The sequence below is a fragment of the Pseudomonas cuatrocienegasensis genome (assembly GCF_900110925.1).
Lineage (GTDB): Bacteria > Pseudomonadota > Gammaproteobacteria > Pseudomonadales > Pseudomonadaceae > Aquipseudomonas > Aquipseudomonas cuatrocienegasensis.
Genome location: NZ_FOFP01000019.1, coordinates 22,893 through 36,667 on the forward strand (window position 1 = coordinate 22,893; position 13,775 = coordinate 36,667).

General features: G+C 65.5%; 13 protein-coding genes. 6 read left to right on the plus strand and 7 right to left on the minus strand.

What is annotated here, in order from left to right:
- Position 1: 1 nt before the first annotated feature.
- The 3 genes from BMW49_RS24850 to BMW49_RS20595 all read right to left on the minus strand — a co-directional run bounded on the left by BMW49_RS24850 (position 2) and on the right by BMW49_RS20595 (position 3,859).
- Positions 2 to 1,681 (minus strand): hypothetical protein, encoded by a 1,680-nt coding sequence (locus BMW49_RS24850; RefSeq protein WP_069520244.1) that lies wholly within the window; start codon positions 1,679 to 1,681, stop codon positions 2 to 4.
- A gap of 14 nt (positions 1,682 to 1,695) precedes the next feature.
- On the minus strand, positions 1,696 to 3,111 hold the full coding sequence (locus BMW49_RS20590; RefSeq protein ID WP_069520246.1) for an OmpA family protein: 1,416 nt from the start codon (positions 3,109 to 3,111) through the stop codon (positions 1,696 to 1,698).
- A 196-nt stretch (positions 3,112 to 3,307) separates the two neighbouring features.
- Positions 3,308 to 3,859: a dihydrofolate reductase gene (locus BMW49_RS20595; protein ID WP_371850887.1), complete on the minus strand. Its 552-nt coding sequence runs from the start codon at positions 3,857 to 3,859 to the stop codon at positions 3,308 to 3,310.
- Between the two features lie 62 nt (positions 3,860 to 3,921).
- On the opposite strand from BMW49_RS20595, the gene BMW49_RS20600 reads away from it, so the two are divergent.
- The 3 genes from BMW49_RS20600 to BMW49_RS20610 all read left to right on the plus strand — a co-directional run bounded on the left by BMW49_RS20600 (position 3,922) and on the right by BMW49_RS20610 (position 7,961).
- Entirely contained in the window at positions 3,922 to 5,010 is a 1,089-nt protein-coding gene (locus BMW49_RS20600) for a glycerophosphodiester phosphodiesterase (RefSeq protein WP_083251804.1), read from the plus strand.
- A gap of 65 nt (positions 5,011 to 5,075) precedes the next feature.
- Positions 5,076 to 6,476, plus strand: a complete 1,401-nt coding sequence (locus BMW49_RS20605) for a DUF2868 domain-containing protein (RefSeq protein WP_069520250.1) — start codon at positions 5,076 to 5,078, stop codon at positions 6,474 to 6,476.
- Between the two features lie 108 nt (positions 6,477 to 6,584).
- The gene (locus tag BMW49_RS20610; protein ID WP_069520252.1) at positions 6,585 to 7,961 is read left to right on the plus strand and encodes a GTPase/DUF3482 domain-containing protein; all 1,377 of its coding nucleotides are present in this window, start codon (positions 6,585 to 6,587) and stop codon (positions 7,959 to 7,961) included.
- Between the two features lie 95 nt (positions 7,962 to 8,056).
- On the opposite strand, the gene BMW49_RS20615 is transcribed toward BMW49_RS20610, so the two are convergent.
- Entirely contained in the window at positions 8,057 to 8,938 is an 882-nt protein-coding gene (locus BMW49_RS20615; RefSeq protein WP_069520255.1) for a DMT family transporter, read from the minus strand.
- An 88-nt stretch (positions 8,939 to 9,026) separates the two neighbouring features.
- On the opposite strand from BMW49_RS20615, the gene BMW49_RS20620 reads away from it, so the two are divergent.
- Positions 9,027 to 9,944, plus strand: a complete 918-nt coding sequence (locus tag BMW49_RS20620) for a LysR family transcriptional regulator (protein ID WP_069520257.1) — start codon at positions 9,027 to 9,029, stop codon at positions 9,942 to 9,944.
- Between the two features lie 107 nt (positions 9,945 to 10,051).
- On the opposite strand, the gene BMW49_RS20625 is transcribed toward BMW49_RS20620, so the two are convergent.
- From BMW49_RS20625 to BMW49_RS20635, 3 genes are read right to left on the minus strand one after another with little or no spacing between them, the layout of a single operon-like run.
- Positions 10,052 to 10,846: a thymidylate synthase gene (locus BMW49_RS20625; protein WP_069520259.1), complete on the minus strand. Its 795-nt coding sequence runs from the start codon at positions 10,844 to 10,846 to the stop codon at positions 10,052 to 10,054.
- On the minus strand, positions 10,843 to 11,646 hold the full coding sequence (gene lgt, locus BMW49_RS20630) for a prolipoprotein diacylglyceryl transferase (RefSeq protein WP_069520262.1): 804 nt from the start codon (positions 11,644 to 11,646) through the stop codon (positions 10,843 to 10,845). Before lgt ends, BMW49_RS20625 begins: the two co-directional genes overlap by 4 nt.
- A gap of 9 nt (positions 11,647 to 11,655) precedes the next feature.
- Positions 11,656 to 12,438, minus strand: a complete 783-nt coding sequence (locus BMW49_RS20635) for a sulfite exporter TauE/SafE family protein (RefSeq protein ID WP_069520264.1) — start codon at positions 12,436 to 12,438, stop codon at positions 11,656 to 11,658.
- A 120-nt stretch (positions 12,439 to 12,558) separates the two neighbouring features.
- On the opposite strand from BMW49_RS20635, the gene BMW49_RS20640 reads away from it, so the two are divergent.
- Both BMW49_RS20640 and BMW49_RS20645 read left to right on the plus strand, forming a co-directional pair.
- The gene (locus BMW49_RS20640) at positions 12,559 to 12,936 is read left to right on the plus strand and encodes a hypothetical protein (protein ID WP_069520267.1); all 378 of its coding nucleotides are present in this window, start codon (positions 12,559 to 12,561) and stop codon (positions 12,934 to 12,936) included.
- A complete protein-coding gene (locus BMW49_RS20645; protein WP_069520269.1) occupies positions 12,927 to 13,673 on the plus strand; it encodes an NRDE family protein in 747 nt (248 codons plus the stop codon). The genes BMW49_RS20640 and BMW49_RS20645 overlap by 10 nt, the downstream gene beginning before the upstream one ends.
- Positions 13,674 to 13,775: the final 102 nt, after the last annotated feature.

The following is a 13,775-nucleotide window of genomic DNA, read 5'->3' on the forward strand; positions in this document are numbered from 1 at the left end:
ATCAGGCGCCTGCCTTGGCACGTTTGATCGCGCTCTGGACTTTTTGCTTGCTCAGCAACACCGTCTGATCCAGCCCCAACTCTTGGGCGATGCTGGTCAACTCCTCGACGGAATACTGCGTCAGGTCGCCCAGACTGGCGATCAACTCGCCCTGATCAGCCGAGGCCGGCTCGGCTACCACGGGCGCAGCGGGCGCAGGCGGAGCGCTCGGGGCAACGGCCACTGGCACCACAACCGCCACCGGGGCGCTGGGCGCAGCAGCGGGCGCGCCGGCAAGAATCGCCTCGCGCTCACGCTGCAAGGCTACGTCGCGGCGCAGCTTGTCCAACTCAGCCTGTTCGGCACGCGCGCTATCCTCCTGGCGTTTACGCTCCGCGTCGTCCTGCGTGCGCGCCTTGCTGGCTTCGCTCTCACGCACGAACAGGGCAAAGCTGCGGCGATCACCGCGCTCTGTACTGGCACCCAGGGCATGGCGGTGCTCAATGCGCTCTTGCAGGCTGCTCAGTTGTGCTTCTGCATCGCGCGCCACTTGCTCACGCTTGAGTTCATGGTAGGCGGCGAACTCGCCGGCACTGCTGAAACCGGTGATGTAGCCAGCGGCTTCCTTGGACTGGATACCCGCAAAAGAGCGGAACATACCGATCAGTACACCGATGATCTGCACGCCGACGAAAATCACCGAGAGGATGATAAAGGTCAGCTTGTAGGCAAAGATGCGGTCGTCGGCAATTTCACTGGCAGCGCGCTCATCAGCCTGCTGGCCATCGGCCTGCGCCTCTTCCGGCAGCTCGAAGGGCGAGTCGGACGGGCTGGCGAAGGGGGATGCCTGCTCACTGCTGGCGAACGGCGAGGCGTTGACCTGCTGGGTTTCCATCTCATTGATGGTCGAGGAGCGGATCAGGTAGGCGCCGACCGCGAAAACCCCGATCAGCACGATGGCGATGATGGTTTTCCACCAGACCGGGGTCACCGTCGCGTTGTGCTGCACCCGGTTGATGATGTGCAAGTACTTCGGTTGGCCGTCATCGAGAGTGGTGTGGTCGAGGTCTACCCGGCTGTCGGACTGCAGCTTTTGTGCGTCGTTGTCACGTTTGGCCTGCATGTGCCACAGGCGCGCCTTGCTGACCAGGCCATTCTTGTGGATCTCGGCGCCCATGAGGTGCGTGGCCGGGACCAGAATGGTACCGATCAGCAGGGAGACGATGATGGCCGAGAACTCGGCCTGGTTAGCCGAAATGTTGGTGGCAATAAACGGCGACAGCACCAGGGCAAAGATGAAGGCTTCGAGAATCACCAGAAAGATGCTGGCAATCCACAGCACCATCCCGGTGGGCTTGCGACCGCGCTCCTCGACCTTGTTCAGGTAGTTCGCGCACTTCTCATAGAAGGTCGCATCCTTGTTCACCCGCTCATAGAAACGGTGGTACTTGGCGCACAGCTCACGCTCGGTCTTGTACCAGGTGGTGCTGCTGCCGGCCTCGCGGTCTTCGACCTGGGCACGGCCCGAAGCGCGGGCGACGTAGCCGAACACGGGCAGGGAGCAGCCGACATTGAGGAAGAAGTACTTCACCTCATCCCACCAGCGAATGATGACGATGGTCAACACCATCAACCCCACCAGTGGCCAGACAACGTAGCGGTAGGCGGCCAGCGCCGTGGCCAGTGTTTCGAACAGTTCCATCGTTTCTCCCAGACTCAGCTGCGCACGGGTGTGTAGGTTGCGGCGAAGGGTTCTCCGCCATTCTGGTAATACAGTTTGCCGGCAAGGCTCTTGTCACCCGCCTTGCGGATCACCACATCGACACAGGACACCGGGGCCTGCGCCGAGGGCTCGACGAACACGCGGTAGAGCACTGCGTTCTCGCCCTCGTAGGTATTGGCCGAGGCGCTGAGCGTGTGGCTGGCCTTGCCTTTGTTCTGCGCGTAGTCACGGGTCACGTAGACCTTGGGGGCCTGGGCCAGGGCAGCGTTTTCCCGCAACACGGCCACCGGCGACAGCGTCACCAGATGGCCATTGACCAGGCCTGCCCAGGCACGCCCGTTCATACCGGGCAGGTACTCGCGCGTGGCATGCGACTGAAGCGTCTCGCCGGTAGCCAGGCTTTTTACCTCGCCGCTCAGGCGCAGGCTGTCCTGAGCACAACTGCTCATTGGTATCTCGTTTGCGTAAGCCTTGGAAACCAATGCGAAACCACCACTTTTCGGGGTGATCTGCTGGGCCAGATCCCAGGGTACGCTGGCCGCAGGCTGGCCGCCGAAGTCCACGACGGCCTGGCTGCGCTGCACTGCAGGCTTGGCGGCAGTGGGGCTGGGCGCAGGGCGGGCGGCACGGGGCTTAGCCTCGGTCGTGGTGCCATGGGCCAGGTAGCGGGGGTTGTTCTGCTCGGCGTTGACGCGCTGTACCAGCATGGCGCGGTCGTTCACCTCGACGATTTCCACGCGCCGATTCTGGCCGCGCAGCAGCGGGTCACCATTGTCCGCAACCGGGCGAGAGGCGCCGGCGCCTTGGAAATACATGCGTTCGCGGGCGATGCCCTGCTCCGCGAGAATGCTGGCCACGGCACGCGCACGCTGCTCGGACAGCGCCTGGTTACCGGCGGCAGTTCCGGTCGCATCCGTGTGCCCGACCACCAGAATGGCGCTACTGCTCTGCTTGCCTGGCTCACCGGCAAAGGCACTGGCCAGCTTACGCACCTGGCGCTCGCCGTCGACGCTCAAGCGCGCGCTGCCGACGGGAAACATGCCTTGGTCTTCAATCTGCGCGACTATGCCGGCTTCCTTGGGCGCCGCGCTGGGTGTGGCCCCTTGCACTTGCAGGGTTTCCACCTGCATCTTCAGGTTCTCTTCACGCGCCAGTTTTTCCAGGCGGTCCAGCTTGCCCTTGTAGAGCAGCGCCAGGCCACAGCCGGCAGCCGCACCCGCCGCCGCGCCACCGACAATAGCGCCGCTGTCACCTTTGGTCAGGGCTCCGACCGCAGCACCGGCAAAGGCCCCCATCACACCACCGGCGACACAGTTGATGGTGGGGCTGTTGTTCTTGGCAAAGTTGTCGACAGAGGCGCAGCTGGTCGTCAGCAAACTGATGGCGAGCGCCAGCGTAGTAGCGCGCAAAGGGCGCGAAACCGAAGGATAGGAAACAGTCGAAGGCAAGAAGGTAGCTCCCAAAGCAGGCTGAGCGCTTCAGGGCAGGCCAATTGAGCAGAGCATCAATGACTTCGTCCATGAAACGTCGAATAACACGAACCGCATCCTCTGCGGCCGCAGGATTTCATCACAGCAATAATGGCAATTCAATGGCGCCTTGAAATTAACCGCGTTTGTGCCATGTCTCGAAGCCATACGCCGGCGTGGTGTCCGTCGCGGCATGGGCGTCCTGCTCGACCAAGTGCCAGTGCGCCTCGTCCACCTCGGGAAAGTACGCATCGCCCTCAGGGCTGAGGTCAACACGAGTCAGGTACAGGCGCGCGGCCTGGGCCAGGCCCTGGGCGTAGAGTTGGGCGCCACCGATCAGCATCAGCTCGCTGGCGCCGGTCTCGCGGGCCCACTGGTCGGCGCGGACGATAGCGGCATCCAGGGAAGGAAAGACTTCGGCGCCGTCGAGCTGCAGCCCTGGCTGGCGGCTGACCACCAGGTTGAGCCGACCCGGCAGCGGGCGGCCGAGCGAATCCCAGGTCTTGCGGCCCATGATGATCGGCTTGCTCAGGGTCATTGCCTTGAAGTGCTTGAGGTCCGCTGGCAGGTGCCAGGGCAGTTGGTTGTCGCGGCCAATCACGCGGTTGCGCGCGAGAGCGGCGATCAGGCAGAGAGGTAGGGTCGTATTCATGGCGCGAGCATAGCAGCGGGCTTGTCTGAACGTCATCCAGACGTCACTGTGGCACGTCAGGATGACCCGCCAATAGCCACCCTTCAGGAGAAAGCCCCATGCGCATCGTTCTCAGCCTGCTGGCGCTGCTGCCCTTTACCCTCCACGCCGCCAACGCGGCGCCCAGCAGCACTCCAGCCATCGCCCCCGAGCCGCACCCGCTGATCATCGCCCACCGCGGCGCCAGCGGTTACCTGCCTGAACACACCCTGGCCAGCTATGCCCTGGCGGTGTTGCAAGGCGCCGATTACATCGAGCCGGACCTGGTGATGACCCGCGACGGTCAACTGGTCGCCCGCCACGACAACGAGCTGGGCATGACCACCGACGTCGCCAACCGCCCCGAATTCGCCGCGCGCAAGCGCACCCAGGTGGTCGATGGCGAATCCCTGAGCGGCTGGTTCAGCGAAGACTTCACCCTGGCCGAACTGAAAACCCTGCGCGCCATCGAGCGCATCCCCGCGACTCGACCCGGCAATGCGCGCCTGGATGGCAGCCTGCAGATCCCCACGCTGCAAGAGATCATCGACCTGGTGCAGGCGCTGCAAACCAGTCAGGGCCGCCCCATCGGCCTGTACATCGAAACCAAACACCCCACGCACTTCCAGAGCCTGAACCTGGCCATGGAAAAACCGCTGGTCGAAATCCTCAGCCGCAACGGCTATGACCGGGCCGAGGCACCGGTGTATATCCAGTCGTTCGAGGTGGACAACCTCAAGGCCCTCAGCCAGCTCACGCCCCTGCGTCTGGTGCAGCTGTTGTGGGTCAAGGGCCAGCCCTACGATCAGCAACAACGCGGTACTAGCCTGGACTACGCGCAGATGACCAGCGCCGAAGGCCTCAAAGCCATCGCCCAGTACGCGGCCGGCGTCGGCCCGGAAAAAAGCCAGGTCATCGCCCCCGATGCCAGCGGCAAACTCGGCACCCCGAGCAACCTGGTGCGCGACGCCCACGCCGCCGGGCTCAAGGTGCACCCCTATACCTTCCGCGCGGAAAACCAGTTTCTCCCCGCCGCCCTGCGCAGCTCGGCCAATGACCGTGAGCGCGGCGACATCGAAGCGGAACTGCGGGCCTTTCTCGCCGCCGGCATCGACGGTGTGTTTATCGACCAGCCGGATATCGCCGTGCGCCTGCGCGACGCACGCTGAAACGAGGCGCGCCGACCACAGGGGTGCACGCGGACCACGGTCAGCGGTTATGCTCGACGCCTGATATGACGACGAGATGCCGCGTGACCGAGACCACCACGCCCCTTCAACGCCTCTGGCTCTGCGAAGCGATCCGCCTGCGTGAAGAATATGCAGGCCCCCTGGAAGACAGCGAAGCCAACCGCCAGGCCCGCGCCCAGGGCAGCGACCTGGCCAGCCGCATTCAACTGCGTGCGCTCTGGCTGGCTCGCCGCGACGGTCAGCAGCGGGCGCAACTGCACTGGTTGCAAGGCGCCCGATTGGCCCTGTTGCTGCTGGCGCTGCTGGCCCTGGCCAGTGGCGCCGGGCTCGCGGTGGCGGCACTGGGCGACGGTCAGCGGCCGGTCAATGTGTTCTGGGCCCTGGGCAGCCTGCTCGGCCTCAACCTGTTGCTGCTCGTGGGCTGGGCCATTGGCTGGCTGTTCAGCGCCGACAGCGGCGGGCCCCTGGCGCGCCTGTGGCTCTGGCTAAGCGAAACCCTGGCGCGCGATGCCCAGGCCGCGCAGTTGGCCCCCGCGCTGTTGATTCTGCTCGGGCGCCAACGCCTGGAGCGCTGGGGCCTGGGCGTGCTGGTCCATGGCCTATGGCTGCTGGCCCTGCTCTCGGCCCTGACCACCCTGCTGGTTCTGCTCGCCACGCGGCGCTACGGCTTTGTCTGGGAAAGCACGTTGCTCGGCGGTGATACCTTTATTCAACTGACCCAAGCCCTTGGCACCCTGCCCGCCCTGCTCGGCTTCAGCCTGCCAGATGCCGAGCTGATCCGCGCCAGCGGCGACAGCGCCCTGAACAGCGAAGCCGCACGGCTGAGCTGGGCCGGCTGGCTGGTCGGCGTGCTGCTGATCTACGGCATCCTCCCGCGCTTGCTGCTGTTGGGCCTGTGCCTGTGCCTGTGGCGCCGCGGCGTGGCCGGCTTGAGCCTGGACACCAGCCTGCCCGGCTACAGCCTGCTGCGCGAACGCCTGCAGCCAAGCAGCGAGCGCCTGGGCATTCGCGATGCGGCGCCGGCGCAATTACACCAGCCCCTCGCCGGCGCCAGTACGCTGGACAGTCAGGGCGCCGTGCTGGTGGCCATCGAACTCGACCCGGCGCGTACCTGGCCGCCCGCCCTGCCGCGCGGCGTGGCCGATGCCGGGGTGATCGACAGTCGCGAACAGCGCCGCCAACTGCTCGACCAGCTCACCCGCTTCCCCCCGGCTCGCCTGGTGATTGCCTGCGACCCACGACGCTCGCCAGACCGCGGCAGCCTGGCGCTGCTCGGTGAACTGTCGCGCAGTGCCAGCGCCACCCGCGTCTGGCTGCTGCAGCCGCCCGCTGGCGAAGCCCTCGACAGCGCGCGCCTGGGCGACTGGCACCAGGCGCTGGATGCACTGCAGCTAAAACACAGTGATACGGCGCCCCTAAGCTGGCTGGAGACGGGCCATGATTGAGCACAACAGCCCAGCATTCATCGAACTGCGTAGGGTGGATGACGCCTTTCTCATCCACCACCTTTGCTGGTGGATGGATAAAGCGTCATCCACCCTACGGAGCCCACGATGAGCAATCCACTCACCCTGGCCCTGGTCGGCCACACCAACGTCGGCAAAACCTCGCTACTGCGCACCCTGACCCGTGACGTCGGCTTTGGCGAGGTGTCGCACCGCCCCAGCACCACCCGGCATGTCGAGGGCGCGCGCCTGTCGGTGGACGGCCAGGCGCTGCTGGAGCTGTACGACACGCCCGGCCTGGAAGACGCCATCGCACTGCTCGACTACCTCGAGCGCCTCGACCGCCCCGGCGAACGCCTGGACGGCCCGGCCCGCCTGGCGCGCTTTCTTGACGGCAGCGAGGCGCGCCAACGCTTCGAGCAGGAGGCCAAGGTGCTGCGCCAACTGCTCGCCTCGGATGCCGGCCTGTACGTGATCGATGCCCGCGAGCCGGTGCTGGCCAAATACCGCGACGAGTTGGCCATCCTCAGCATGTGCGGGCGGCCGCTGCTGCCGGTGCTCAACTTCGTCGCCGGCCAAGGCCACCGTGAAAGCGAATGGCGCGAAGCCCTGGCGCGCCTCGGCCTGCACGCCCTGGTGCGCTTCGACAGCGTGGCGCCACCGCTGGATGGCGAACGACGCCTGTACGAAAGCCTCGCCCTGCTCCTCGAACACGCCCGCCCCGCCCTGCAACGGCTGATCGACGACCACGAGGCCCAGCGCCAGGCACGCCGCCAGAGTGGCGCGCGACTGATCGCCGACCTGCTGCTCGACTGCGCCGCCTGCCGGCGCAGCGTTGCCGCCGAGCCCCAGCGCGAACAGGCCGCGGTGATCGCCCTGCGCGACAGCGTGCGACAGCGCGAACAACGTAGCGTGGAGGCCCTGCTGCGCCTCTACGCCTTCCGCCCCGACGATGCCCAGGCCGGCGAGTTGCCGTTGCTCGACGGGCGCTGGGGCGATGACCTGTTCAACCCGGAAACCCTGCGCCAGTTGGGCGTGAATGTCGGCGGTGGCATGGCAGCCGGCGCGGCGACGGGCCTCGGCGTCGACTTGCTGGTCGGCGGCCTGACCCTCGGTGCGGCGGCGGCCGTGGGCGCACTGGTCGGCGGTGGCGCACAAACCCTGCGCCGCTACGGCGCGCGCCTCAAAGGCAAGTTCAAGGGCCAGCGCGAGCTGACCGTCGACGATGCCGTGCTGCGCCTGCTCGCCCTGCGCCAGCAGCAACTGTTGCACGCCCTCGACAGCCGCGGCCACGCCGCCCTCGAACGCATCCAACTGGCCGCTCCGCAGGATGCCGTTTGGCGCGAAGGCCAATTGCCCGAGGCCCTGCACAAAGCCCGCGCCCACCCCGAGTGGTCGAGCCTGAACAACGCGCCGCAACTGAACGAACGCGAACGCCAGGCCCAGCTCGACGCCCTCAGCCAGACGCTGATCGCCGGCGGCTAGTGTTCTGCCTACGCGTTATTGTAGGGGGCGCGCACCAAGAGTCGTGCAGCCTGCGGCGGTGCGCACGGCGTACCCTACGGCTCTAGCGATAAGTCTCAGCGCCTGGCCAGGCTGGTCCACAGGGTTGCGGCCACGATCAGCAGCCCGCCCAGCCAGGCCTGCACGCTCAACTGCTCACTCAACCAAAGCACCGCGAACAACGCGCCGAACAACGGCTCGCTGCCCATCAGCAAGGACACCCGCGTCGGGCTGCTGCGGCGCAGGGCGTAGTTCTGCACAAAGAAGGCAAACAGCGTGGCGAAGAACACCAGATACAGCGTGCCGATCCAGAACGCCGGCGCCACCGGCAAGGCGGGCAGCCCCTCTGGCAACGTCAGCACGCCGAGCAACAGGCAGCCGAAACCGATCACCCCGGTCTGCACCGCCGTCAGCGCCAGCGCCGGCACCTGGGTGTGGGCGGTGAGCTTGCCGGTCAGGCAGACCAACAGGGCACGCAGCAGCGCAGCCAGTAGCATCAGCCCATCGCCCAGGTTGAACTGCAGCTCGACGCCACCGCTAAGCAACCAGGTGCCGAGCAGTGACAGCGCCACCGCCGGCAGCATGCGCGAGTCGGGGCGCCGATCGAGCATCAGCCACTCGACAAAGGGCGTGATCACCACGCACAGGCTGATCAGAAACGCCGCATTGCTGGCCGAGGTGTGCAGCACGCCATAGGTTTCGCACAGGAAGATCGCCAGCATCACCCCGCCCAGGGGCACCCCCGGCGCCCAGGCCTGGCGCCCCTCACCGCGCAACTGCGGCAGCAGGATAAGAAAGGTCAGGCAAAAGCGCACCGCGAGAAAACCCAGCACCGGATAAAAGACCAGCGCCTGTTTGGCCACACCGTAACTGGTGCCCCACACCAGGGCGACCAGCAGCAACAGCAGGTCACTGGCCTGCAACAGGCGGGAAGGGGATCGGCTGATCAGGGTGGTCATGGCGGCTCCGCAACAAGGACAAGTACGCCATTGTCGATTGAGTCCTGTAAAACGATAATCCAGCAACTCAACACAAGACTTATTCGCCATGAGCACAAATAACAGCGGCCATCTGCTGCCCTATATGGCCACCTTCGTGCGGGTGGTCGAGGCTGGCAGTTTCTCCGCCGCCGCGCGCCAGCAGGGCAGCACCGCCTCGGCGGTGAGCCGGCAGATCGCCCACCTGGAGCAGGCCCTCGGCCTACGCCTGCTGGAGCGCACCACGCGCCGGCTGCGCCTGAGCGAAGCCGGAGCCGAAGTCTTCGAGCGCTGCCGCGAGATGCTCGGCGCTGCCCAGGCGGCGCTGGATGTCGGCGAACGACTGATGAGCCACCCCCGCGGCCGCGTGCGCTTGAGCGTGCCCAAGGCCTTTGGCCGCTTTCTCGTGGCTCCGCTGATTCACGATTTTCTGCAGCGCTACCCGGAGGTCGAGGTCAGCCTCAACCTCAGCGACCGCAGCCCGGACCTGATCAGCGATCAGTTCGACCTGATCATCGGCATCACCGACCAGCCGCCCCCGGCACTGGCCGGGCGCCCGCTGTGCCAGGTGCAGCAACTGCTGTGCGCCAGCCCTGCCTACCTGCAGCAACACGGCACGCCGCAGCACCCGCAAGAGCTGGTGCGCCACGCCTGCCTGTACCTGGACGAAAGCGCCGATGACCACCGCTGGCATTTCAGCAAGAGCGCGGAGCAATGCGTGGTCACGGTGAGCGGGCGCTTTGCCAGCAACCACAGCGAAGTGCGCCTGGGCGGCGCCCTGGATCACCTGGGCATCACCTGCCTGCCCCACTTCACCGCCGCCGCCGCGCTGGCCAGCGGCGAGCTGCTGCTGGTATTGCCCGAGTGGCGCTACACCGGCTCCTATCAAGGCACCGCCTGGGTGCTCTACCACCCCACCCGTCACCTACCGCCCAAACTGCGGGTGCTGATTGATCACCTGGCAGAAGGGCTGGGCAAGAATGCCTGAGCCGGGGTGACAGCGTCGTCCGCTCCCGGGTTACGCCTACGGCTAACCCAGGCTACAGATCAATGGCAGCTTTGTAGCCTGGGTGGAGCGTAGCGATACCCGGGGCCTCAGACCGCCACAGGTGCCGGGATATGCGGGTGAGCCTGGTAGCCGAGCAGCTCGAAGTCCTCAAAGCGGAAGGCGAACAGATCGGTCACGTCCGGGTTGAGCTTCATGGTCGGCAGCGGCAGCGGTTCGCGGGTCAGCTGCAGGTCGGTCTGTTCCAGGTGGTTGGCGTACAGGTGACAGTCGCCGCCGGTCCAGATGAACTCGCCCGGTTGCAGGCCGCAGACCTGGGCGACCATCAGGGTCAGCAGCGCGTAGCTGGCGATATTGAAGGGCACGCCGAGGAAGATGTCGGCCGAACGCTGGTACAACTGGCAGCTCAGCTTGCCGTCGGCGACGTAGAACTGGAACAGCGCATGGCACGGCGGCAGGGCCATCTGTTCGACCAGCGCCGGGTTCCAGGCAGAGACGATCAGGCGGCGCGAGTCCGGGTTCTTCTTGATCATCTCGATCAGCTTGCTGATCTGGTCGATCGACTCGCCATTCGGCGCCGGCCACGATCGCCACTGGTAGCCGTACACCGGGCCGAGGTCGCCGTTTTCGTCGGCCCATTCGTCCCAGATGCGCACACCGTTGTCTTTCAGGTATTTGATGTTGGTGTCGCCCTGAAGGAACCACAGCAGCTCGTGAATGATGGATTTCAGGTGGCACTTCTTGGTGGTCACCAGAGGGAAACCGTCGGCCAGGTTGAAGCGCATCTGGTGGGCAAACAGGCTGTAAGTGCCGGTGCCGGTGCGGTCCTGTTTGAAGGTGCCGGTCTCGCGCACCAGGCGCATCAGGTCGAGGTATTGTTTCATTGCACAGCCTCCTGCGCGGCCTGGCGTTTGTAGGCATAGGCGATCATGCCCAGGCCCGCGAGCACCATGGGCACACAGAGCACCTGGCCCATGGTCAACCAGCCCCAGGCCAGGTAGCCCAGCTGGGCATCCGGCACACGGACGAATTCGACGATAAAGCGGAAGATCGCGTAGCACACGGCGAACATACCGGACACGGCCATGGTCGGCCGCGGTTTGCGCGAGTAGAACCAGAGAATGGTGAACAGCGCCACGCCTTCCAGGGCGAACTGGTACAGCTGCGAGGGATGGCGTGCCAGTTGCTGCGGGTCGGTGGGAAAGACCATCGCCCAAGGCACGTCGGTGGCCTTGCCCCATAGCTCGGCGTTGATGAAATTACCGATGCGCCCGGCGCCCAGACCAATCGGCACCAGCGGCGCGATAAAGTCCATCAGCTCGAAGAAGCTCTTGTCGTTGCGTTTGCCGAACCACCAGGTGGCCAGCATCACGCCGATCAGGCCGCCATGGAAGGACATGCCACCCTTCCAGATCTCCAGCACCAGCAGCGGGTTGGCGATATAGGCCGACAGGTCGTAGAACAACACGTAGCCCAAACGGCCACCGAGGATCACCCCCATGGCCACCCAGAACACCAGGTCGGAGAGTTTTTCCTTGTTCCAGCTCGGCGCAAACGCATGCACCCGGCGCGAAGCCAGGAACCAGGCGCCGCCAATGCCGACCAGGTACATCAGGCCGTACCAGTGGATCTGCAGGAAACCCAGGTCAAGGGCGACCGGATTGATATTCGGGTAAGGCAACATGCGGATTCCTCAGAGCAAAAAATTCAGGCCAACACACACCAGCAGCAGGGCAAACAAGCGCCTGAGCAGCCGTGGCGACAATTTGTGCGCCAGGCGCGCGCCCGTTCGGGCGAAGAACACACTGGTCAGCGCGATACCCAACAACGCGGGCAGGTACAGGTAACCCAGGCTCCAGCCAGGTAGACGCGTATCGCCCCAACCCAACCACATAAAACTCAGCGCACCGGCCGCAGCAATCGGCCAGCCACAGGCCGAGGACGTGGCCACCGCCTGCTGCATGGGCACCCCACGCCAGGTCAGAAAAGGCACGGTCAGCGAACCACCGCCAATCCCGATGATCGCCGAGGCCCAACCAATCACCACGCCCGCCGCACTCAATACCGGCTTACCGGGGACCGCGCGGGCGACCTTGGGTTTCAGTTCCAGCGCCATCTGCAAGGCGATGCACAGGGCGAACACGCCGATGATCTTCTGCAGCACCTGCCCATCGATCGACTCCGCCGTGACGGCCCCCAGCGCTGCGCCGAAGACGATCCCCAGGGTCAGCCAGACGAAGATCGTCCAGCGCACCGCGCCGTGCCGGTGGTGCTCACGCACGGCGTTGATCGAGGTGAACAGGATGGTCGCTAGAGAGGTGCCCACCGCCATATGGGTCAGCACGGCAGTGTCGAAGCCCTGGGCGGTGAACGTGAAGATCAGCGCCGGCACGATGATCATCCCGCCGCCCACGCCAAACAGCCCCGCCAGCACACCGGCCGCGGCCCCCAGCACAATGTAGAGCGCAAAGACCATGAGGCCCCCTTAGGCAATGCAACATGGTAACGGAAGCCCGACCTGGGCTCCACGCTTGCGCGATGGATACCACTTCAGCCTTTGCGTACAGTGAGACTTTCCCCGGATGAGAGCCGCGCTGTGTTGAATACCCTGTATCTGCGTATCGCCTGCAACCACCTGCACATGCTGCACCTGGAGAGCAGCCGTGAGGTGGAAATACGGGCAGAGCCGCCGTTTAGTAATTCCCGGTTGTTAGTGGCCGACTTCAGCCTCGCCGAGCGCTTGCTCAAGCAGGCGGTGCAGGCGCTGTTGCCCAAGCGCTTTCTGCGTCTGAGTCTGGCACCGCGCCTGCTGATCCAGCCACTTGAGAGGCTTGAGGGTGGCCTGTCCATGGTTGAGGAACGCATTCTGATGGAGTTGGGACTGGGCAGCGGCGCACGCAAGGTACGGCTGTATATCGGCGAGCCGCTCGACGCAGACGGCGTGCGTGCGCAACTGGAACGACCATGTGCCTGATCGTCTTCGCCTGGCGCCCCGGCCATGCAGTGCCGCTGCTGGTCGCCGCTAACCGCGACGAGTTCTACGCCCGCCCGGCTGCTGCGCTGGCGGAGTGGGCGGATGCGCCGGGGCTGATCGCCGGACGCGACTTGCAGGCCGGCGGCACCTGGCTGGGTATTGGCCCTGGCGGGCGTTTTGCTGCGCTGACCAATATCCGTAACCCCAGCGCACCCCAGGGCCCGCGTTCGCGCGGTGAGCTGGCGCAGCGTTTCTTGTGCGGCGACCTTTCCCCTGAGCAATTTTTGACCACCTTACACGCCGAGCGCGACGCCTATGGCGGTTTCAATCTGCTGGTTGGCGATACCCAGCAGCTCTGGCACTTCAACGCCCACAGCGGTCAGGCCCAGGCGCTGCAGGCCGGCATTCACGGCATTTCCAATGCCGACCTCAACACGCCCTGGCCGAAGCTGCAGCGGGCCAAGGCCGCGTTCACTCAGGCGCTCGCCAGTAGCGGAGAGGCCGAGCTGTTCGCCCTGCTGGCCGATACCGCGAAGCCTGCGGATGAGCAGTTGCCGAGCACGGGTGTCAGCCTTGAGATCGAACGGCTGCTGGGCAGCGTATTTATCGCCAGCCCGACCTATGGCACCCGCGCCAGCACCCTGCTGTTCGTAAACGCGGATGGCTCACGGCGGCTAGTCGAGCGCAGCTTCGCCGCTGAGGGCGTACCTGTCAGCGAAGTAAGGATTGAGGTGTAGGGATTACGCTCGCGGGGCGCGGCCCACGGTCAGTGGCGCCTAGCAAGGAGTAGCCTGGGTTGAGCAACGCGATACCCGGGAGAAGGGGCCCCGGGTGTCGCT

Bases quoted from the DNA above. Each gene is read 5' to 3' on its own strand.
- BMW49_RS24850 (WP_069520244.1), bottom strand. From the start codon at position 1,681: ATGGAACTGTTCGAAACACTGGCCACGGCGCTGGCCGCCTACCGCTAC.
- BMW49_RS20595 (WP_371850887.1), bottom strand. From the start codon at position 3,859: ATGACGTTCAGACAAGCCCGCTGCTATGCTCGCGCCATGAATACGACC.
- BMW49_RS20600 (WP_083251804.1), top strand. From the start codon at position 3,922: ATGCGCATCGTTCTCAGCCTGCTGGCGCTGCTGCCCTTTACCCTCCAC.
- BMW49_RS20605 (WP_069520250.1), top strand. From the start codon at position 5,076: ATGACGACGAGATGCCGCGTGACCGAGACCACCACGCCCCTTCAACGC.
- BMW49_RS20610 (WP_069520252.1), top strand. From the start codon at position 6,585: ATGAGCAATCCACTCACCCTGGCCCTGGTCGGCCACACCAACGTCGGC.
- BMW49_RS20615 (WP_069520255.1), bottom strand. From the start codon at position 8,938: ATGACCACCCTGATCAGCCGATCCCCTTCCCGCCTGTTGCAGGCCAGT.
- BMW49_RS20620 (WP_069520257.1), top strand. From the start codon at position 9,027: ATGAGCACAAATAACAGCGGCCATCTGCTGCCCTATATGGCCACCTTC.
- BMW49_RS20625 (WP_069520259.1), bottom strand. From the start codon at position 10,846: ATGAAACAATACCTCGACCTGATGCGCCTGGTGCGCGAGACCGGCACC.
- lgt (WP_069520262.1), bottom strand. From the start codon at position 11,646: ATGTTGCCTTACCCGAATATCAATCCGGTCGCCCTTGACCTGGGTTTC.
- BMW49_RS20635 (WP_069520264.1), bottom strand. From the start codon at position 12,438: ATGGTCTTTGCGCTCTACATTGTGCTGGGGGCCGCGGCCGGTGTGCTG.
- BMW49_RS20645 (WP_069520269.1), top strand. From the start codon at position 12,927: ATGTGCCTGATCGTCTTCGCCTGGCGCCCCGGCCATGCAGTGCCGCTG.